The organism is Bacillus sp. SRL337 (assembly GCF_984799155.1).
In genome coordinates, this window is record NZ_OZ481793.1 from 4,357,445 (window position 1) to 4,378,165 (window position 20,721).

The following is a 20,721-nucleotide window of genomic DNA, read 5'->3' on the forward strand; positions in this document are numbered from 1 at the left end:
ATCCACTCGTAATAAAAAGTAGTTAATAAGAGTGGCAAAACCAACTAGATTTTCTAGCGGAGCTTATAATATGAGTAATGTCTTCTGGGTACATCATTATAAAATTGTGGTTACTCTAATTTTATTTCCATCATTATCAGTGAACGTCACCAGTCTAAAGTGATTCTTATCTTTCGAGAGCCTTTTCCGATATAGGCTGTCAGAACTTTTTCACACTGCTTTCACCATCAATCGGCACACTGTGTTCCATCTTTTCCAAGAGGGAGAAGAAATTAGCGACTCTTATGAAAAAGAACTGTTTCTGTTCATGTAATTCCTAAATATCCGTTTTCTTTGCTGTGATGATGAATAGATCTTCTGAATTTTCATAAAGTTGAGGAGCCAACATGATATCGCGATGAGTTCCAGTTGTCGGAATAACCTGAGCAGGCTGTCGAGTTTCTACATTATAATTTGTATGTAGATGAATGGCGTGGCGGGAACGTGTACATCCCGCCTGGCTCATGGCAGGATGCTGAAAAGTTATTGTAGTGGAGTCAACGGCGAATAGCTTATAGGGGTTGAATAGAGCTCTTCGAAATCTACGTCCTAAACGCTCTCCTAGACGAGAGAACAAGTCCTTGTAGAATTTGATAGAGAACATTTTGCTCTTTTTTTAGAGAAAGTGGAATAATCAACAGAAGGCAGACTTTTTTTCCTTGCGGTAACTTTGTTTCGACACCTCGAAAGCTCTCCCACTTCTTCTCAGAGGAGACCACAAACAAGTGCACCAAGTCATGGGCTGTAGACATTCGTGGTGTATCTTGATAACCCCATTTCTCACAAAGGTATGCACCTCTTCTTCGGTTGTGAATTTTGAAGAGCCTTAAATAATTTGTTTAGGTTAATCATTGAAAACACTCTCCTTTTTGTGTTGTTAGTGGTAACAATCATTCTAAGGAAGAGTTGTTTTTTATGTCTAATAATACCCTTTGTTTTACATATTATAGTTAATTAACACCCGTGCAGACCCCTAATGAAAAAAGTGATAATGTGTTAGACTGAGAGAAACATACCAATTTTGGAGGTGAATTAATGGACAGAGATAAGTTGACGAGGTGGTTTTATTTGATACATGGTCTGGGTCCTGTCATATTCTTTGTCATATTTGGAATTGGTTTTTTTCTCTATCCTAACATTTTATACATATTGCAAGTATCGCCTATCCCTTTATTGATAGTCATTGACATTGTTCTGTTAGTGAAGATCAAAAGGTTATGGTTTATGCATTTAATACTTGGATGGGTTTTAAGTATATTGTCCGTTCTGACATCCATGACAGTATTTGTTTTGATATTCGCCATTGAAGCTGCAAAAATTTTATAATTATTATTGTTGAGATTAGAGCGGTGTGCTTTAGTTCTTTAAAGCAATGAGGGACAGTCCCCTGTTACGCTAAAGTAACAGGGGACTGTCCCTTAAAAACCTTTTAAAAAAGCTTTTGGGTTATCCTTCAATTACGCGGTATAACGGCACTTCGGATAGTTTGAACAGCCTTTAAAGTTTCCGTATTTGCCTTTTCTCTGGACAAGGTTGCCCTCGCACTTCGGGCAAACGTTCTGGTTCACTTTCAGTTTCACTAGTTTTTGGTCCTCTTTAATCCTCGATACATGGCTTTTCGATGCCTGGTGTCCTTGGATTGCAGTCGATTTTAATCGGTCATGTACCGCCTTTGCATAAGGTATTGAGTTCTTTTTATCACTATAAGAATCTATTACCTTCTTTATACCTGTATCATAGGTGACGTGAATTTGAGGGGAAACGATATTGATCTTTTTGAGATCTGCCTTTGAATTGAAAGCAATAATTGAGATATAAGGCAGCTTCATTTGTTCTCCTAATACATTTTTTATGGCCTGAATGTGCCCATAATTTTGATGAACAGGATTCTGGAATTGTTTTTTGTTCCTATAGATCTGCTGGGTCCACTTTTTGCTCTTTTCACCACCGAATATCCAGCCTTTATAGTTCTTTGTTTCTATGACAAAAATTCCGTAAGGTGAAACCACAATATGATCAATCTGAGTGGTATTTCCATTCTGGCCAGGAAGCAGAATATCACGTATGGCAAAGTATGTTTCCGGATCCAATTTACCTATATAGAACCTGACCCAACCCTCGCCGATTTTCCCCTTCACTTGGGGCAGGTTGAGTAAAGCAATAGCTAATGAAAGTAATAACAAAAGATTCAGCACCTATTTTACCTCCTTACAACACATAACTTCTTGTTATAATACCATAAAATTACATTTTATGGCTTTTTTAGTTGATGTGTTTTCGCTTTAGTGCTTTAAAGCACTCGGGGACAGTCCCCTGTTACGTTAAAGTAACAGGGGACTGTCCCTTTAGGTGGTGCGGGCTTTCATACAGTTCAGCAGCAGGTGGGCTGCGATTCGGCTGGTCATGTCGCGGATGTCCAGGGTTGGGTCGATTTCGACGATGTCCATGGCAGCTGTTTTGGGATGTTGGCAGCCGATGCTGACCGCTTCCAACAGGGTGGTGCTGTCCATCCCGCCTGGTCCGATGGCCGGGCATCCCGGTGCGAATGCCTGGTCCAGGACGTCCATGTCGACGGATAGATAGATGGTATCCACTTTGTTTTCGAGCATTTCCAAAGCTTCCTTCATGATGTCTGCAATGTTCCGTTCGCGGACTTCCTTCATTGTATAGACGCTCACGTCATTTTTCATCGCATACTGGTAGTAAGCTCCTGCATTGGAGTAGTTTCGTATACCGATCTGTACAAGGTCTTCTCCTTTTATGATCCCCCTCTCCAGCAATCTGCGGAATGGCGTTCCGTTCGTAGGACCCCCATCCTCGACATTCCGCAGGTCGTGGTGTGCATCGAACTGGATAACCCCAATCCTTCCTTTATGTTCAGCAAAAGCTTCTATGGAAGAAGTGGAGATGGAGTGGTCACCGCCCAATACGATGGTAAACGGGGCAGCGTCTTCTCTCAGCACTTGGGTCATCGATTCATAGATTCTGTTCTGTGATTCTACGATGCTTGTCGGATGCATCAGGACGTCTCCGAAATCAATGAAGGTGTTATCCGAAAGCTCTCGTTCGTCTTCAATAGAAAAAGTAGAATAGGAGCCGAGGCATTGTCTGATCACGTCGGGAGCAAAACTGGCCCCCGAGTGGCTGATGGAAGATTTAGAAAGGGGTGCCCCGATCAGAGCAATATCCCCTTTCTTTCCTTCTTCCCACGAGGACAGCAGTTCATTTGCCTTTTTTGTGAAACGGTCCTTGAACTGCGCCTTTCCTGCTCCTTTAAGATGTGTAAACCTGCTCATCTTCCCGCTCCTTCCCGTACACCGCTTTGCCCTCTTTCCAAACGGTGTTCACGTGATTCACACCATAGTGATACGGAACGTAATGGTAATTCGGCACATCCCAGAGAACAAGGTCTGCTTTACGTCCCAGCGCAATCTTCCCGGCACTTTCCCCTCTATTAATAGCATGAGCGGCATTGACCGTCACCGCGTTCCAGATTTCCTCCGGCATCATCTTCATTTTCAGTGCGGCAAGGTTCATAATCAGCTGAAGGTTCTCTGTCGGTGAGCTTCCCGGGTTAAAATCAGTGGACAGCGCGACTGCTGCACCTGCCCCAATCATTTCCCTCGCTTTTGCATAGCTGTCTTTGTTGAGGTAAAAACAAGTTCCAGGCAGCAGAACCGCAATGGTATCGGACTTCCCAAGCATTTCAATCCCTTTTTCAGATGCCCCAACGAGGTGTTCCCCGCTAATCGCTCCGACTTCAACAGCCATTTCCGTTCCACCGAGCGGATCAATTTCATCAGCGTGAATTTTTACCTGAAAGCCCATTCCCTTTGCTTTTAACAGAAAGCGTCGTGCCTGCTCCACGGTGAAGACTCCGGTCTCACTGAAGATATCGACGAATTCCGCCAGCTCTTCTTTTTGGATCTCCGGAAGAAGATTTAGCATCTCTTGTAAAAAAGCATCCGGATTTTCTTTGTGCTCAGGCGGGATGGCATGCGCACCAAGGAAAGTCGATACCAAATCGATGTCGTGTTCTTTGTTTAACTTTTTCACCACTCTCAGCTGCTTCAATTCTGTTTCTTTTTCCAAACCGTAACCGCTTTTTGCTTCCATTGTGGTGACACCATAGGAAAGGATGCGGTCGAGGTGGAAGCGGGCTTTTTCCGTGAGTTCCTCCTCTGAGGCATCACGGGTTGCTTTAACAGTAGACAGGATCCCGCCGCCTCTTTTTAGGATTTCCAGATATGGGACACCCTGCTGTTTCAGGGCCATTTCGTGCTCGCGTGACCCGCCGAACACGAGATGGGTGTGGGGATCGACAAGTCCGGGTGTCACAAGTTTTCCTCCGGCGTCCACCGTTTTCACAGCTGTCGCATCGCTTGCTTCGGATGTTGTCCCAATCCAGGCAATCTTCCCATCCTTCACAGCCAGAGCTGCGTTTTCAAGGAGAGGCGCTTCCGCCATCTTCTCTCCCTTGATCGGCCCGTCCCCGTGGTCCATTGTCAGCAGCTGGCCGATATTTTTTACAAGCAGATCGTATTGTTGTGTCATTATTTGTCTCCTTTCATCGGTACGTTGATATCCCATTTATCAGCGGTTTCTTCCGCTTTTTCATAGCCTGCGTCAACATGGCGGATGACGCCCATTCCCGGGTCGGTCGTGAGGACGCGTTCAAGCCGCTCGTGTGCAAGGTCTGATCCGTCAGCGACAACGACCATACCGGCATGAAGGGAGTAGCCCATGCCGACTCCGCCGCCGTGATGGAAACTGATCCATGACCCGCCTGCTGCTGTATTGATCAGTGCATTCAAGATCGCCCAGTCACCTACTACATCGCTTCCGTCTTTCATCGATTCTGTTTCACGGTTTGGTGATGCGACGGACCCACAGTCAAGGTGATCACGGCCGATGACAACCGGCGCTTTCAATTCGCCTTTTTTAACAAGCTCATTGATGGCGAGCCCCATTTTCACCCGTTCGCCGTAGCCGAGCCAGCAGATACGTGACGGCAGCCCTTGGAACGCAACTCTTTCCTGGGCCATATCAATCCATCTGATCAGCTCTTCGTTTTCCGGGAAAAGCTCTTTTATCAGGCGGTCTGTACGATAGATGTCCTCTGGGTCGCCGGAGAGTGCCGCCCAGCGGAATGGCCCTTTGCCTTCACAGAACAGTGGTCGGATGTAGGCAGGAACGAATCCTGGGAAAGCGAATGCCTCCTCGACACCTTCATCCTTCGCGACCTGGCGGATGTTGTTTCCGTAATCAAAAACGATGCTGCCGCGATTTTGGAACTCGAGCATCGCTTCGACATGTTTGGCCATGCTTTTTTTCGACAGGGCCGTGTACTCTGAGGGGTTATCTTTCCTTAAGGCATCTGCTTCTATTAATGAATATCCTTCAGGCACGTAGCCATTGAGCGGGTCGTGAGCGGACGTCTGGTCTGTAACGATGTCGAGTTTGGCCCCTCTTTTTAAAAGGTCGTGATGGATAAGGGCTGCGTTTCCGAGAAGACCGATGGAGAGCGGTTTTCCTTTTTCCTTGGCTTCGTATGCCATCATCAGTGCTTCATCCAGCGAGTCTGTCTGCACATCCAGGTACTTGGTGTCGATGCGTTTTTGGATCCGTTCCGGGTCGACATCCACCGCAATGACCACTCCTTCATTCATCGTGACGGCTAACGTCTGCGCCCCGCCCATCCCGCCAAGTCCGGCTGTCAATGTGATCGTGCCTTTCAGTGATCCGTTAAAATGTTCGCGGCCAACAGCGGCAAACGTTTCGTATGTTCCTTGTAAAATTCCCTGCGTGCCGATATAGATCCAGCTTCCCGCTGTCATCTGGCCGTACATCATCAATCCTTTTTGATCAAGCTCATGGAAGTGTTCCCAGTCAGCCCATTTCGGCACCAAAACAGAGTTGGAAAGCAGGACACGCGGTGCAGCTTCATGGGTTTTGAAAACACCCACAGGCTTTCCGGACTGTACAAGCATCGTTTCGTTGTTTTCAAGAGTGCGGAGCGTGTTGACGATGGCATCAAACGATTCCCAGTTCCGCGCCGCTTTTCCGATTCCGCCGTAGACGACCAGGTCTTCCGGCTTTTCAGCGACCTCCGGATCGAGGTTGTTATAGAGCATTCTTAGGACCGCTTCCTGCTCCCAGCCTTTGCATTCGATTTCCAAGCCTTTTTTTGCTCTGATTTGACGAGTATTTTCCATTGTTAGTTCCTCCCTTATTGGGTGATTTTTTTGATAGCATTATAGTCTTTCCAGTTCATGTCCTGCAGCCAGAGCTGTAGATTCTCGATGTCTTTTGCGAAAATGCGGTCCTTGGTGATGGATGGCACTGTTTTTCTGGCTTTTTTGTAAAAATGGTTTGTTGCAGGTGCCATTTTTTCGATGCCGCGATATTCGACTGCCTGCAGACTGCAGATCAGTTCAACTGCGAGTACCCTTCTCGCGTTTTGTAAAATTTGATAAGCGTGGCGGGCCCCGATGGTTCCCATGCTGACGTGGTCTTCCTGATTGGCCGAAGATGGGATCGAATCAACGCTCGCCGGGTGTGCGAGGGTTTTATTTTCCGAAACGAGTGATGCGGCTGCATATTGCATGATCATCGCGCCTGACTGAAGTCCCGGTTCCGGGCTCAGGAACGGCGGCAGGTCATTCAGCTGTGGATTGACGAGCCTCTCTACTCTTCGTTCGGAAATATTGGCAAGTTCTGCTATCGCTATTTTCATGAAGTCCATCGCAATGGCAATCGGCTGGCCGTGGAAGTTTCCGCCGGAGATGACTTTTTCTCCGTCATCAAAAATCAGCGGGTTATCCGTGGCTGCGTTCATTTCGATTTCCAGTTTTTCTTTTACATAATCAAGGGCCTGCCAGGAAGCACCGTGGACTTGCGGGATGCACCTTAGCGAGTAGGCGTCCTGGACCCTCAGTTCCCCTTGGGAGGTGGTGAGCTTGCTGCCGGCGAGATGGGTGCGGATTCGTTCTGCGGTTTCAATCTGCTGGCGGTAGCCCCTTGCAATATGGATGTCTTCGTCGAACGCATCGATGATTCCTCTCAGGCCTTCAATTGTAAGGGAGGCGATCATGTCCGATTGATAGGCCAGCTGCTCTGCTTCGATATAATTGATGACTCCCATGCCGGTCATCGCCTGGGTGCCGTTGATGAGGGCAAGGCCTTCCTTCGCCTGCAGCGTGATCGGCATGATATCTTCTTTTGAAAGGACAGGCAGTGTCGGCTGGGCTTTTCCTTTGTAAAAAACCTCTCCTTCTCCCATCAGGGCAAGTGCTAAGTGAGACAGCGGGGCAAGGTCGCCCGATGCTCCCAGTGACCCCTGCTGCGGGATGACCGGGTGGATCTGTTTGTTGAGGAGTTCGATGAGCGTTTCAATGACGACCGGTCTCACGCCGGAATACCCTTTCAGGAGGGCGTTTGCTCTAAGGAGAAGCATTGCCCGTGAGACTTTCTCCGGGAACGGCTCTCCCACTCCGCAGGCATGGGAATGGATGAGGTTCAGCTGCAATTCCTCGACATTTTTTTGGTCGATCAGAACATCGCTGAACTTCCCGAAGCCGGTGTTGATGCCGTAAACAATCTTCTTTTCCCGCACGATCCGTTCCACCGCTTCCCTGCTTTGCTTGACCTTGTGGAGGCTGGCTGGGGAAAGTGTGACCTTTTCGTTGTCGTAAATGATTTTCTTCGCTTCTTCCAGTGTTAATGTATGTCCTGTTATTTCAATCATTCTCATTCACCCTTTTTTGGTTTTGTGATTTTGCTTTAGCGCTTCACCGTGGTGAGGGACAGTCCCCTGTTACTTTAAAGTAACAGGGGACTGTCCCTCACTGCTTTAAAGTAGTAAAGCGCTGCTATATTCATTGAGAAACATAAAAAGAGGCTCGACGACAAATAAAGCTTGTCATCGAGCCTCCTGATTTCTAATCACTATAGGCTCTTTCCTATTAAATATGGTTGATTCCGAGGCCAATGGTTTCGTGCTCGAGGCCTTTGATCGGCGCGCCGATCGTACCGTAAAGCGCAACGGCGATCCATTCACCCTCGTCTGCATTCTTATATGGGGTTCCCCTGACTACTGCAAACCGGAGCCCAACTGTTCTGAGGATTTCTCCCAGCTGTGTCTGCCCCCGGGTCACACCAGAGATGGCTTCCATCGTGGCATGGTACAGTGAGTGCATCTCCCTGTAGAGATCCTCCCTGACAATCCCGTTACGTTTAGCTGCCGTTTCAATGGCAGCGACTATCTTCTGGACATTCATCGAACCGACCTTGCCTGTGCAAAACTGCCAGTTCAATTGGTTGAATTGCTCTGTGTATTCTTCTTCCGACCCGTCCATTAGGAGGAGAAGAAGTGCACTCTTGCCTATGCGGTGTTCATCTACTATTCTCATGGCTTCCGCACCTTCTGATTTCTGAATTTACTAATAACTACCCTCATTGTATGGGTTTTCATACGGACGGTCAACGTATTATAGGGAAGTTTTAGAAACTTAGATTGTTAACGCGTTAAAGCACCAAGAGGGACTGTCCCTTTTAGCGCTTTAATGTACTGAAAGGGACTGTCCCTTTTTTCGCTTTAATGTACTAAAGCGGCTTCATCATGGCCTCAGGTATGTCGCCGCTTGCTCTTGTTCTTCATAATTTAGCTTCCTCATGATAAATTCGTTATATTGGGATTGGGGGCACTCTGGAAAGAATGAAAGGATTTTACCGGTGTGAACCAGGGGATTTTGCTGCTTGAGTAAATAAGCAGGGTAACTGCTCCAAGGATAGAGCTCAGGTTGTCTGACGAGATTGGCTTCCACGGGATTGAGGTGGATGTACTTACTTACACCGAGTAAATAAGAAGGTGTGTCAACATGCTTTGCTTTAAATCGCCCTTGAAATAGATGACCAACAGCGTCATATTTTTTGTTGTAATACATGGCGTAACAAGTATTGACTTGTTGGAATTTAGCAGTGGGCGGAACTGCTATTGTTTCAAGCAGCAGATGGATATGATTATTCATAAGACAGTAAGAATGGAGAAGAAACGGATTTTTCTTAGAGGATCGGCTTAGGATGTTTAAGAAATTGCGGTAGTCCTTTGGTTCGTGGAATATGAGGGCCTTTCGATTCCCGCGCATCATGATATGATAAGTGGCTCCGGGAATCCATTTTCGGGGTTGTCTTGGCATTCAAGCACTCCTTTCAGATTATCGTACTTCTACTGAATTCTATATATGAGGATGAATTCCTCCTTGAAAGGGAAATTCACTTTAGCACATTAATGTACGAAGAGGGACTGTCCCTTTTAGTGGTTTAAAGCATTAACGCACAGAAAAAGCACTCTCGACGTCTTTCCGCCTAAAGTGCTTTTTGTTTAACGAATGTATATTCACTTTGAAGTTCTTTTTGAAGCCAATGAACCATTTTAGAAGCGTCCATGTTGCCGCTGCTTGCTTTGTCGAATGCTTTTCGCATTAAGTTCAGCAATTCTTGTTGTTCTTTGGTTGAATCCTGGGGCAATCCGATAACCTCCCAATATCTCTGTCTCGTAGTATTATATTTCCTAACTCATAGAATGTTAAACTTCAACAATATACATACAGTACCAGAATTCTACAAGTTTTGTAAATACAATATTTGGTTATTCTTTGAAATTTTTAGGGTCTTTGAGGTTTTTTTGCAATTTTTACAAAGTTATCGTCGTCGTCATCGGGGTGATTACTGTGTTTAACTGCCTTGTCTCGGCGCGGTTGTAACAAAAAAGACAAATATTTATCTTTTCGTTTCAGTGTGAAACATTGGACGATATGGCAAAACATTTCTTCTGTCAATTCATCATAATCAGTAAAAGGCTCCAGCTGCAGTTTTGTTTCATCTACCGTCAGTTTCAGGATGCTTTTTACTCCTGTTACATCAGCTCTTAACAAAAACTGTGTAGAACTGGTTAACGGTATCAGCAGGAAGCTTAAAAAGCTGGAAACTGTCGTTAAGTCCTGAACCGTTAAGCTCTTCATAGTTTCTGAGAAGTTTCCTATGGAAGTAAGCAGAAATGACTCATCCGTATACCTCCCTCTAAAGAACAAATAATAGTCCCTTACATCCAATGGACGGCCATCCTCACATAAACAATTAAGCAGCAAGACCTTTTTCTTCATCATTTCCTCCTACTAATCAATTTTTGACAATATAGGACTTTTTTCACCCTTGTATCTATATTAAAGGGAAAATATGTAATTTAACAACCATTTTATTTAAGTAAACAAATCGTTTACTTATAAAAATTAACGATTTGTTTACTTTTCATTTCTTTTCACCTTTAACGGTTATGGTATTTACATCTACTGAAGAACTGTGGGTGATAGTATGATTTTTTCCGAGGCCATTAAAAGATATAGAGAAGAAATTGTTCATTTGAGTCAGGTCGAGGTTGCTAAACGATTGAATATTAGTAAACAACTGCTTAACAAGTATGAGAACGGCAAAAGTCAAATACCTAACGATATCCTGCGAAAACTGGTGGATCTCTATCAGCTTTCACCAACGGATTTATATAAAATTGTCTCTGGAGATTCTTATTCAGACGATCAGGAAGAATCCTCCATGCTATTAAGAGAAAAATTTGTGGATGGGGAAACGGACAGGGCGCTAAACTTCCTTATCCAATATCCCCATCTGAAAAATTTACTGATCACCGCATCTTATTATGATCAAAAGAAGCAGGAAAGGTTTGTGAACAAATTAATCACCGTCATAAAAACGATGGAAGAATAATTTTTTCGACAAAATGTGACTAACCTCCTATTAAAATTATTCATTAGTTTGACGATAAATAGATTGTCGCCACACGAAAAAGGCAAAATTATTGAAAAATTATGACGCAAAGCTAAAGGGGCTTCGGTATCGTGGTCATGATATTATGCCTGCCAGCTATCGAAAAGGAAGATATCATGAAGTTCCTTACTCCAGAGGAGATGAAGACCAAGAGAGGCAGACAAACAAAATTGATGTTTGCCAGCATATTTATTTTCATGATTCGATTGGTTTCAGGCATGACATATTTTACATATTCGATTTAGAAGTCTCCGAAAGTGCTCTCCACAAGGGGGGTTCTTTTTTATGATTAATAATCTTTCTACAATTTATGGAAAAGTTCGCGGTTTTCCGATAAAATAAGTGGGGGGATTTAGAAACTATTGGAGGAATACGTTTTATGAATGAAGTCAGGCTTTTTAGAGGATTACTGCACCCTTCTACCTATTTCTATCAATTAAGAGAATCAGAGATTCTAAAAGGTTACTCTGTTAAAATTATAATCTTACTGTTTCTATCACTTCTGGTTTTTGGTTTTAATACAGGATTCGGCTGGGGAGCCGTTCCTTTGTCAAAAGAGCTTACCGCTTTATCCCCAATGGATTATGAAGTGAATAAATTTTATTTTTTGCTTGGAAGGATGATACTTGGCGTTCTGTATGCAGCTGTCATTCTATTCATTCCGGCACTGCTATTTTGGACGCTATCAGAGGCTGAATTCAAAAAAATTGTAGTGGTTCAGGGCATTGCTCTTCTCATTTTGCTTTTGGAAAAGTTGAGCTATCTTCCTTTGCTTACATTTTTATCTCTAAACTGGTATTCTTCCCCGGTCGCACTTGGTGTAATAGGACAGACCTTGACTGATCACGAATGGCTGAAGTATTTTCTCGGCAGTATTTCATTATTCAAGCTATGGGCAATGTTTATCCAATTCATTGGATTGAAGTGGCTTACGGAAAAGAAAACATGGGTCATCATATTATGGATTTTCCTGATTAACTTGCTGTTCTGGAGCATCACTGCATTTTTAGCGTATATTAACTTTTCAATTCTGATATAAAGGTGGTGACCTGAAAATGAACAAGAAAATATTGTACCCTACTTTAATATTCTGCTTAGCTTTGATTGTCACCAACGTGTGCTTGATAGAAAAAGCTAATAGCAAGGTTGACCGCAATTCCTTTGTAAATGAGTGGACATCAATCAAAACCCAAACTCTTAAGAACACGCTTAAAAAGGTAGCTTCTCTCTCCTCGTCTGAAGAAAACTATGTCTACTTTGACAGCAGCTATGGAACTTTCAAGGAGTTTCTAGTAAAAGAGGGAGATGAAGTAGCTGCAGGCACAGATTTGTTTACTTACGAAGCAGAGGATACTCTTAGACAGGAGCAGGTTCTCGAGTCGGAAATCGAGCAGTTGGAAGGTGAAATCGACAGCATTGAGGGGCATATAAGTGATCTCCGTACTTTAAGACCAGCTGCAAGCTCTATCCAGGCACCCAGAACCACGGCAGAAAATGAGTTTCCACCCGATGAAAGTCTGGAGGCAAGCGCCCTTGAAATTGACTACTTTGTCAAACAAGAGGTAGCCGAAAAGGAACTTGAAGCCGAGCGTTTGGAAAATAAGATAACTAATTATGAGCGGCAGCTAAATGACTTAAGGTCTTATGAAACCACTTTGACTGTTCAGAGTGAACTGGAAGGGGTTGTAGAAAAAGTTTCCTTTGAATTAGATAACCCTGTCATCGTGATTGCATCCACATCTCCTGTTGTTCAAGGAGAATTAACAGAGCACGAGGTTTTAAAAGTAATGGAAGGACAAAAAGCTTCCATTCGTTCAACAGCATTAAAAGATGAATTCACTGGATTTGTAACAGAGGTTGCTGCTCTTCCATCAGAAAACAAATCTGAAGATGGCGGCAGCTCTTACCCTTTTAAGGTCGAATTTGGAGAAGACCAGGAATTAAAGGATTTGCGACCAGGTTTCCACGTTTCACTTTCCATCGTTACCCAGGAAGCGAAAGATGTTTTGACTGTTCCTGAAAGCAGTATAGTTAGGGATGGAGCAAAGAAATACTTGCTTGTCATCACTAAAGATGGTGTTTTAAAGAAAAGAAAAGTAACAACAGGCTTGAAGTCTAATGGAAAAATTGAAATCCAAACCGGTATGAAGAAGGATGAAATTTTTGTTGAAGATCCTGATTCCCTGGATCTGTCTGGCTCCACCTTCGTTACACCGGTAAATTTTGATAGACTGACAAACACCGCAATCAAAAATGCTGGTAAAAATACCATACTCCAAAATCTCCTTCTCGGAATTCTCGAGAGAAAATAGGTTGAAGCGCCGTACCCGGTGATGGGTACGGCGCTTTTTTGGGTATAGAATGATGGTGCCTTCTCATACTAACCATGAATAGATTCCGAAGAAGGAGGATATCCATGAAAAAACCACTCATAAAAGCCCTAATTCTTATGCTTTTTATCTCTATATTATTTATTGCCGTCCCTCCCTCCTGCCTGTTTGCCCAACCACCGAAGAAGAACGTCATCTTCATGGTGATGGATGGGACGAATTCGGATATCGTGACACTCGCCCGCTGGTATAAGGGTTCTTCTTTAGAACTGGACGCCATTCTTACTGGCGGGGTCCGGACCTATTCCAACCAGTCGGCCATCACGGATTCCGCTGCCGGCGGAACAGCCATGGCCACTGGTTTCAAGACGAATGCCGATTTTATCGGAATGGTGCCGGCTGGCAAGGGTTCCAAGCCTGCGGTAAGTTTGCTTGAAGCCGCTCATATAAAAGGGTACGGCACAGGGATTGTCTCCACCTCTCCTGTTCAGCATGCGACCCCTGCCGCGTTTTCTGCCCATGTGAAAAATCGCGATGAATTCAGTGATATTGCTGAACAGCAGGTGTATCAAGGGATTGATGTTGTTCTGGGCGGCGGTCGTGCATGGCTTTATGACGGGAAAGACCAACGAATGACCAATGATGACGGGATGTTGAAGACGAAGGAATCCGCACGAAACGATCATGAAGATCTGCTGAAGGTCATAGCGGAAAAAGGGTATGCGTTTGCAGAAAAGAAATCCGAATTGGATGCACGTTCTGCCGGAGGGCTTTGGGGCAGTTTTGCCGATGAGGATATGGCATATGACTTTGATCGTGCTGAGCTATTGCCGGAACAGCCTTCCTTGGCAGACATGACGGAAAAAGCGATTGGCCGTTTGAGTCAGGGGAAGAATGGATTTTTTCTGTTTGTAGAAGGAAGCAAAGTCGACTGGGCTGCCCATAAAAATGACCCCGTCGGAATGATCAGCGAGGTCCTGGCGTTTGATAAAGCTGTCGGGGAAGCGTTGGAGTTTGCCAAGCGCGACGGCAACACCATGGTGATTGCTGTTACCGACCATGGGAACAGCGGGCTGACAATCGGAAACGGCACCACGGATAAAACCTATTATGATCAGCCTGTTGAAGAAGTCATCAGACCTTTGAAGAAAGCGAAATTGACTGTGAAAGGGGCTTCTTCCCAGTTGAAAAAAGACCGTTCAAATCTGAAGGATGTTATGGCCTCCTATGGGCTGGAAGAACACACTGAAAAAGAATTTTGCAAAGTTGAAAAAGCCGGAACCGTTACGGAATTAGAGGATGAAATGGCGGCGATGCTCAGCAGACGGGCCTCCCTGGGATTCACCACCCATGGCCATACAGGAGAGGATGTATTCCTTTATGCCTATGGTCCAGAAAAACCGACGGGTCTGCACGAAAACACCGATCTCGCTGGTGCCGTCTCCGATTACCTTGGATTGGATCTGGAAGGGCTTCGGGATTGGTATGTGGATGCGGAGGAGTATTATGCGTCCAGAGGTTACAAGACAAAAATTGACTTGAATGATAAGCATAACCCTGTCTTCATCGCCGTAAAAGGTGATGAAAAGCTGCAGTTCCCTGAAAATAAAAATGTCATGCTTCGAAATGGCGAAGAAGTCAGGCTGCAGGCAGTCAATGTATACAACGGCGACACCTTCTTCATTCATATTCAGTAGCAACGGGTCACTTTAGCGCTTTAAAGCAGCCGGGGACTGTCCCCGGCTGCTTTAAAGTACTAAAGTGATTACAGGATATCCAGCCCTCTCCATTTTCGGTCTGATTTGCGTTATAATAATAGAATGGTTAATTTTTGAACGGAATCAGTCAGGAGGCGGCAAATCCTTATGAATGCACAGGAATTACAGGAAAGATTGACACCACTAAGCGATTACTTGCTGGAAGAACTTCCGTACGGCAGTGAAAAACAGGCGATTGTCCAAAAAGGATTGCTGCTGTTCCGGCAGAATCTTGTTTCCAATATAAAATTTCATGATGACACGATTACTGCAGATGTCCAGGATGTCACCCTGGTCAAGGTTACCCTTGAACTGGAATTCCCCCGCCTCAGCAAATGTTCATGCCCGGCGCAGGTCTGGTGCCGCCACCGCATGGCTGCTTTTTTTGCCGTGTACAGCAAGGCCCAGCCTGTGACCACTTGGATCCATAAGTGGCGCACAACACCAACGGAGTCAGAGGCAGCTGCTCCTCCTGAGAAAAAGGCGAACCTTCAAGATATTTTAAAGAAACACGAAGGCAGCATTAAAAAAGCAAGCGATCTTCTAAAGGACCGCAAGCAGCGAGGGGAGACACCGGACGAATGGTGGGAATTCTTCCAGTATCAGTTTGATCAGTGGGATAAAGATGCGTTTCACCGGCATTCGCACCTGCTTGACCTTCATATCCAAAATTTTTTCCGGAAACTGATGAAGGAGGCACCCTTTGAACGCGAGTGGAAGCCGCTTTATCAGCTATATGCCACATTCTTTCTTTTTCAGAACTTTGATCGAATGATGATGTTTTACAGAGGAAAGAATGCGGACACCACTTATTATGAATTTTTAATCGATGAGATGTTCGACAGCGTCAAACAGTTATCAGTGCATGCGATGCCGTTCCGGTTCGATCCCTTCATTGAATTTTTAAAAGGGAAAACCGAGGAACTGACTTCTTCCACTGATAACAGCACATTGGCCAAAGCGGAAATCTACCGCTTCCTTTGGTACTTCCTTTTCAAGAAAAAAGCATGGCGCCAGGCCGAGGTAGAAAGGCTCCGGGAGGAACGCAACCCTGAAGATATCTTCTATTCCCTGGCACTGCTGCATCAATATATCCTTTTAGAAGAAAATGAACTGGCCGCAAAGGAAATCGAGAAACTGGACACAGAGATTGTTCCCTACTCCGATTTCTGGCTGGAACAGCTTTTTCAACACAAAAAAAATGAGCAGGGTGTCGCGTTTTTAAAAAGCATCCTGCCGAAGGTGCCTGCCTATGTCAACAGTCTGCCTTCTTATGACAGTGCTGCTTTCACGCGATGGTTTCTACGGACCCTGCCGATTGACTGGATGACGGAAAATGAGCACGGCCTTCTCCGGAAGCTGCTCGTTGCCCTACTCCCCTACAGCTATTACTGGTACAACGACTTTTTGCTTGGGACAAAATCATACCGCGAATGGGTCGAGCTGCAGCGCTTTGTCGGGTATGAGCTCAGGGAAATGGATAACTTGGGCCTTCGGGATGCCGCGAAGGAAGCTCCGCAATTCGTCCTCCCTCTTTACCATGAAGGAATCGAGCATTATCTTGCGGGCAGAAGCCGCGATAATTATAAGCAGGCGGTCAAATATTTAAAGAGACTGCGGACACTATATAAAAAACTCAAGAAAACCGACCAATGGGAAGTTTATTTTGATTTGGTCCTGGACAGAACAAAACGTCTTCGTGCGTTCCATGAAGAGTGCAGAAAGGGGAAGCTGATCGATGCTTAAGACGCGCATGCTGCATGTGTATATAGAGCCTTTGAATAACGGCCGCTTCTTCCTTTACTGTGAAAATGACAGCGGCTTTGATCTGCCGGTGGATGACTGGAAGAACCAGCTGTTTCTTTGGCATGAACCAAGCTATTACGGGACGATGGTGGGTCAGAAAGATATTGGCACACGGAAAGGCATTGAGGTTTCGAGCTGGGACCTTCTGTTGCTTTTTGCCGATGAATCTTTCAGCGGGATGATTGACTGGCATTGGGATGAACTCGGGCAGAAGTGCCAGGCTGTTGCCCCGGTCATGTACGATTCGATTCAGGAAGGCAAATGGATTCCCCGCTTTGAAGACATGGCGGAGAACGGGCTTACCTTTCAGGTCCCCGCTGAATTGTGGGATAACTTTCCCGCTGAGTTCTGGCAGGAGAATATCGGCGAGGAGTCCGCTGAAGAGTTCGTCTCGGACTGGTATCAGCGAGCCGTCCGCCAGTCGCTTTCTTCTGGAGGCAGCGACCACCTTTTCACCCGGTTGAAAAAACTTGAGGACAGTACATTGACACCGGAAGAACTTCATGCTTATTTTGATGAGGAAAAATGGAGTGAATGGGTCGGCCTGACGGAGGATGAATTGCCCTTCACGCTGGGACTGCGCCTGACAGAACCGCTGGAAGAACATGATCCATGGGAGCTGGAGACCATCCTGCGTGATAAAAAACGCGACAATAAAGTCTACTCGCTTGGTGAAGACAAATTGCCTCCTTCTTATAAAAAGCATCTCGATACGGTAAAAGAGGAACAGAGCCGCTGGCTGAAAATGCTGCCGCTTCTGGACCAGGGCGGGGAGATCCGGAATTCGCTGGATGAGCATGATGCGTGGGATTTTCTCACTGTATTGAGTGAAAAATTCCTTGATCTTGATATTGAGATCCTTCTCCCTGCTTGGTGGCAGGCAATGAAAGATGCCCAGATGACCGTCAAGGCAAAGGTGAAAAATACAGACAGTTCTTACCGGCCATCCTTTGTCGGCCTGAATGCCATGCTGGACTTTGACTGGCGCCTGTCCATGAATGGCGTTGATTTATCGGAAGAAGATTTTCAAAATCTAGTGAATGATCAGCGGCGCTTGATAAAAATCCGCGGCCAGTGGATGAAACTTGATCCGGCGATGATCCGCCGCATCCAGGAATTGATGAGCAAGGCGAAACAGGAAGGAATTTCAATTCAGGATATGCTTGAACAGCAGCTTGTGCCACGCGATGAAGACGATGGGCTTCCTGAAGAAGAGGACTATGATCCTTATGAGTTCGCGAAAATCCAAATAGATTTGAACCGGTCGATGAAAAAAATGATCGATACCCTGACAAATGCAGCAGAAGTGCCGCTTGTTCCGACACCTGACCCGTTTCAGGGAGAGCTGCGTCCTTACCAGCAGCAAGGAATGAGCTGGATGCTTTTCCTGCGCCGGTACGGTTTTGGCGCCTGCCTTGCGGATGATATGGGGCTTGGAAAAACGGTACAGCTGATCACTTATCTCCAAGTAGTAAAATCTGTTGAGAACCCCAAGGCACCTGCATTGATTATTGCGCCGACCTCTGTTCTCGGAAACTGGCAGAGGGAGCTTGAAAAGTTCGCTCCGGATTTGAAGGTAAAGCTCCACTATGGCCAAAGCCGCGATAAAGGGATCGAGTTTGCAAGAGGTCTGCTGGACGTCGACGTTGTCCTGACTTCGTACGGTTTGTCTCATCTTGATTTTGAGGAACTCGAGACAATTGAATGGAATGCGATTGCTTTGGATGAAGCGCAGAACATCAAAAATGCCAATACCAAGCAGTCCCGTGCCATCCGAAAGCTTGAAGGCAAACACCATATCGCGTTGACAGGGACTCCAATGGAAAACCGCTTATCCGAGCTGTGGGCCATTTTCGATTTCTTGAATCACGGCTACCTTGGCGGATTCTCTCAGTTCCAAAAGCGATATATCGTTCCGATCGAAAAAGAAGAAAATGAACCGAAAGTGAAAGAACTGCAGGCGAAAATCAGGCCATTCCTTCTGCGCCGCACGAAAAAAGATCCGGAAGTCGAGCTCAATCTGCCGGATAAAATCGAGCAGAAAGAGTATTGTGCTCTGACAGCTGAACAGGCATCTCTATATGAGCAGCTTATCAAAGATACGTTCGCGCAACTGGAAGCTTTGAGCGGGTTCGAGCGAAAAGGGCTTGTGCTGCAGATGCTGAATCGGTTGAAACAGCTTTGTAATCACCCGGCTCTCTATTTGAAAGAGCCAGAACCCGCCAATATAGAGAACCGCTCTGAGAAAATGCGAAAGCTTGTGGAGATTATTGAAGCTGTGCTGGGATCCGGTGAAGGGTGCTTGATTTTCACTCAGTATATTTCCATGGGAGAAATGATCCAGGATGTGATGAAAGAGAAGTTCGGCATCGATGTTCCGTTCCTGAACGGAAGCATGGGGAAAGTCCAGCGTGACACCCTTGTGGAGCGATTCCAAAACGGGGAATTCCCTGTGTTCCTGCTTTCTTTGAAAGCCGGCGGAACAGGGTTGAATCTCACAGCAGCCAACCATGTCGTCCACTATGACCGCTGGTGGAACCCGGCAGTCGAAAACCAGGCTACCGACCGTGCCTACCGCATCGGCCAGAACCGCTTCGTGCATGTTCATAAGATGATCGCCTCCGGAACACTTGAGGAAAAGATCGATATGATGCTTGAAAAGAAGCAGGCTCTGAACGATGAAGTCATCCAGAGCGACCAGTGGATGACCGAGCTTTCCGACCGTGACTTGCATAGTTTGTTGTCACTTGAATAATATCCAAAAAGCGCAAACCCTGTTGATGAAGGGTTTGCGCTTTTTCGGACTGGAATCCTTTAGCGCTTTAAAGCAGCTGGGGACAGTCCCCAGCTGCTTTAAAGCGCTAAAGTGAACCTCCATAAGAAAGAGCCGATTCTATGAGGAACCGGCCAATAATGGGGTGGAAAGTCGAAGTATAGCTAGCTATTGAGTTTTTCTTTAAGAAGATATGCAGAAGGTTGGTACGGGGTTCAGGTTATGAAATAAGACAAGACTTTGGAATTTAGTTCGCTTTGGATGATGTGGTGATAAATGACATTCTTTGGGGCTTATCGGATGATAACTCTTTTTCAAGCAGTGTCACCCGCTGTGTTAGATAGTACAGCTCTACATTGGCTCTTGCCAATTTCCTTATCAGATCTTCAATCAATCTTTCCGTCGATTCGCTCTTGTTCATTATGGACGCCCTCCAGATTTAGTCATAAGCCAAACGTGCCTCACATTAAAATACCGGTTGCGCCTGTTCGACTTCCGGATTACTCTGCCGCGGCTCCTGTGGATGAGACTGTGACTGCGGTTGGGTTTGTGATTGAGGCTGCGGCTTCGCCGGAAGAGGCTGTTGTTGCGTCGGCCTTCCATCCAGGAACTTCACCTGTTCCGCTACAACTTCCGTCACATAAGTCCGCTTGCCGGTCTCATTATCATAATTCCTGGTCTGAATGCGCCCTACCACGCCCAAAACAGAGCCTTTATTACAGTACTTTGCCGTGTTTTCAGCCGCCCGCTTCCACATCGTGCAAAGCACAAAATCAGCTTCATAATCTCCTCCCTGATTTTTAAACTGACGATTGACCGCCAACGTGACGTTCAGCACTGCCTTCCCATCAGCGGTGTAACGCATCTGTGAGTTATAATTAATGATGTCACAAATAATATAGATAAAACCTCAAAATAATAATTAATTATTGTCATTTCTTATAATTAAAGTTGTCATTAAGTCGCAAAAGTATAATTTAAAGTTTCATTTCTCCATCTTGCCGAAGGAGTGAAGATTAAATAAATGATTATAACTAAATATGTTACCCCTTCACCTTTCCTTGAAAAGTAAAATGAAAGAAATTAACACACCAGAAACTGGCGTGTTAATCCCCTTAGCAATAATTACTCCATTAAAAATTATTGCTAATGCTAAAAAACAATTATTGCTAATGCT

20 protein-coding genes and 1 riboswitch are annotated in these 20,721 nt (G+C 45.4%); of the genes, 8 read left to right on the top strand and 12 right to left on the bottom strand.

The window, feature by feature from the left end:
• Positions 1-316 precede the first annotated feature (316 nt).
• The gene (locus AC4E8A_RS21795; RefSeq protein ID WP_490195882.1) at positions 317-643 is read right to left on the bottom strand and encodes a transposase; all 327 of its coding nucleotides are present in this window, start codon (positions 641-643) and stop codon (positions 317-319) included.
• A 431-nt stretch (positions 644-1,074) separates the two neighbouring features.
• On the opposite strand from AC4E8A_RS21795, the gene AC4E8A_RS21800 reads away from it, so the two are divergent.
• A complete protein-coding gene (locus tag AC4E8A_RS21800) occupies positions 1,075-1,365 on the top strand; it encodes a hypothetical protein (protein WP_490195883.1) in 291 nt (96 codons plus the stop codon).
• Between the two features lie 131 nt (positions 1,366-1,496).
• Here the strand turns inward: AC4E8A_RS21800 and AC4E8A_RS21805 are convergent, their stop codons facing one another.
• The 9 genes from AC4E8A_RS21805 to AC4E8A_RS21845 form a co-directional block, all read right to left on the bottom strand.
• Positions 1,497-2,234, bottom strand: a complete 738-nt coding sequence (locus AC4E8A_RS21805; RefSeq protein WP_490195884.1) for an NERD domain-containing protein — start codon at positions 2,232-2,234, stop codon at positions 1,497-1,499.
• Between the two features lie 150 nt (positions 2,235-2,384).
• On the bottom strand, positions 2,385-3,335 hold the full coding sequence (gene hutG / locus AC4E8A_RS21810) for a formimidoylglutamase (protein ID WP_490195885.1): 951 nt from the start codon (positions 3,333-3,335) through the stop codon (positions 2,385-2,387).
• Positions 3,313-4,593 carry an imidazolonepropionase gene (gene hutI, locus AC4E8A_RS21815; protein ID WP_490195886.1) on the bottom strand — a complete coding sequence of 427 codons (1,281 nt, stop codon included), beginning with the start codon at positions 4,591-4,593 and terminating at the stop codon, positions 3,313-3,315. Before hutI ends, hutG begins: the two co-directional genes overlap by 23 nt.
• Positions 4,593-6,254, bottom strand: coding sequence for a urocanate hydratase (gene hutU / locus AC4E8A_RS21820; RefSeq protein ID WP_490195887.1), 1,662 nt, complete (start codon positions 6,252-6,254; stop codon positions 4,593-4,595). Before hutU ends, hutI begins: the two co-directional genes overlap by 1 nt.
• Before the next feature lie 14 nt (positions 6,255-6,268).
• On the bottom strand, positions 6,269-7,786 hold the full coding sequence (gene hutH, locus AC4E8A_RS21825) for a histidine ammonia-lyase (protein ID WP_490195888.1): 1,518 nt from the start codon (positions 7,784-7,786) through the stop codon (positions 6,269-6,271).
• Positions 7,787-8,003: 217 nt separating this feature from the next.
• The gene (hutP, locus tag AC4E8A_RS21830) at positions 8,004-8,450 is read right to left on the bottom strand and encodes a histidine utilization transcription antiterminator HutP (protein WP_490195889.1); all 447 of its coding nucleotides are present in this window, start codon (positions 8,448-8,450) and stop codon (positions 8,004-8,006) included.
• Positions 8,451-8,657: 207 nt separating this feature from the next.
• On the bottom strand, positions 8,658-9,236 hold the full coding sequence (locus AC4E8A_RS21835) for a transposase (protein ID WP_490195890.1): 579 nt from the start codon (positions 9,234-9,236) through the stop codon (positions 8,658-8,660).
• Between the two features lie 169 nt (positions 9,237-9,405).
• Entirely contained in the window at positions 9,406-9,567 is a 162-nt protein-coding gene (locus AC4E8A_RS21840) for a YwzD family small protein (protein ID WP_490195891.1), read from the bottom strand.
• Between the two features lie 137 nt (positions 9,568-9,704).
• Complete coding sequence (locus AC4E8A_RS21845) at positions 9,705-10,205, bottom strand: hypothetical protein (RefSeq protein WP_490195892.1); 501 nt, start codon at positions 10,203-10,205, stop codon at positions 9,705-9,707.
• Positions 10,206-10,410: 205 nt separating this feature from the next.
• Between AC4E8A_RS21845 and AC4E8A_RS21850 the strand changes: the two genes are divergently transcribed.
• The 7 genes from AC4E8A_RS21850 (at position 10,411) to AC4E8A_RS21880 (ending at position 19,526) form a co-directional block, all read left to right on the top strand.
• Positions 10,411-10,818: a helix-turn-helix domain-containing protein gene (locus tag AC4E8A_RS21850; RefSeq protein WP_490195893.1), complete on the top strand. Its 408-nt coding sequence runs from the start codon at positions 10,411-10,413 to the stop codon at positions 10,816-10,818.
• A 71-nt stretch (positions 10,819-10,889) separates the two neighbouring features.
• Positions 10,890-10,982, top strand: a riboswitch (cyclic di-GMP riboswitch).
• Complete coding sequence (locus AC4E8A_RS21855) at positions 10,950-11,123, top strand: hypothetical protein (protein ID WP_490195894.1); 174 nt, start codon at positions 10,950-10,952, stop codon at positions 11,121-11,123. Its footprint overlaps the riboswitch before it by 33 nt.
• Before the next feature lie 134 nt (positions 11,124-11,257).
• Entirely contained in the window at positions 11,258-11,917 is a 660-nt protein-coding gene (locus AC4E8A_RS21860) for a hypothetical protein (protein WP_490195895.1), read from the top strand.
• Between the two features lie 16 nt (positions 11,918-11,933).
• Positions 11,934-13,190, top strand: coding sequence for an efflux RND transporter periplasmic adaptor subunit (locus AC4E8A_RS21865; RefSeq protein WP_490195896.1), 1,257 nt, complete (start codon positions 11,934-11,936; stop codon positions 13,188-13,190).
• 104 nt (positions 13,191-13,294) lie between these two features.
• Positions 13,295-14,905: an alkaline phosphatase gene (locus tag AC4E8A_RS21870; protein WP_490195898.1), complete on the top strand. Its 1,611-nt coding sequence runs from the start codon at positions 13,295-13,297 to the stop codon at positions 14,903-14,905.
• 168 nt (positions 14,906-15,073) lie between these two features.
• A complete protein-coding gene (locus AC4E8A_RS21875) occupies positions 15,074-16,711 on the top strand; it encodes a hypothetical protein (protein WP_490195899.1) in 1,638 nt (545 codons plus the stop codon).
• Positions 16,704-19,526, top strand: a complete 2,823-nt coding sequence (locus AC4E8A_RS21880; RefSeq protein ID WP_490195900.1) for a DEAD/DEAH box helicase — start codon at positions 16,704-16,706, stop codon at positions 19,524-19,526. The genes AC4E8A_RS21875 and AC4E8A_RS21880 overlap by 8 nt, the downstream gene beginning before the upstream one ends.
• A gap of 265 nt (positions 19,527-19,791) precedes the next feature.
• On the opposite strand, the gene AC4E8A_RS21885 is transcribed toward AC4E8A_RS21880, so the two are convergent.
• A complete protein-coding gene (locus tag AC4E8A_RS21885; RefSeq protein WP_490195902.1) occupies positions 19,792-19,965 on the bottom strand; it encodes a hypothetical protein in 174 nt (57 codons plus the stop codon).
• Positions 19,966-20,010: 45 nt separating this feature from the next.
• The gene (gene ssb / locus AC4E8A_RS21890; protein ID WP_490195903.1) at positions 20,011-20,409 is read right to left on the bottom strand and encodes a single-stranded DNA-binding protein; all 399 of its coding nucleotides are present in this window, start codon (positions 20,407-20,409) and stop codon (positions 20,011-20,013) included.
• Positions 20,410-20,721 lie beyond the last annotated feature (312 nt).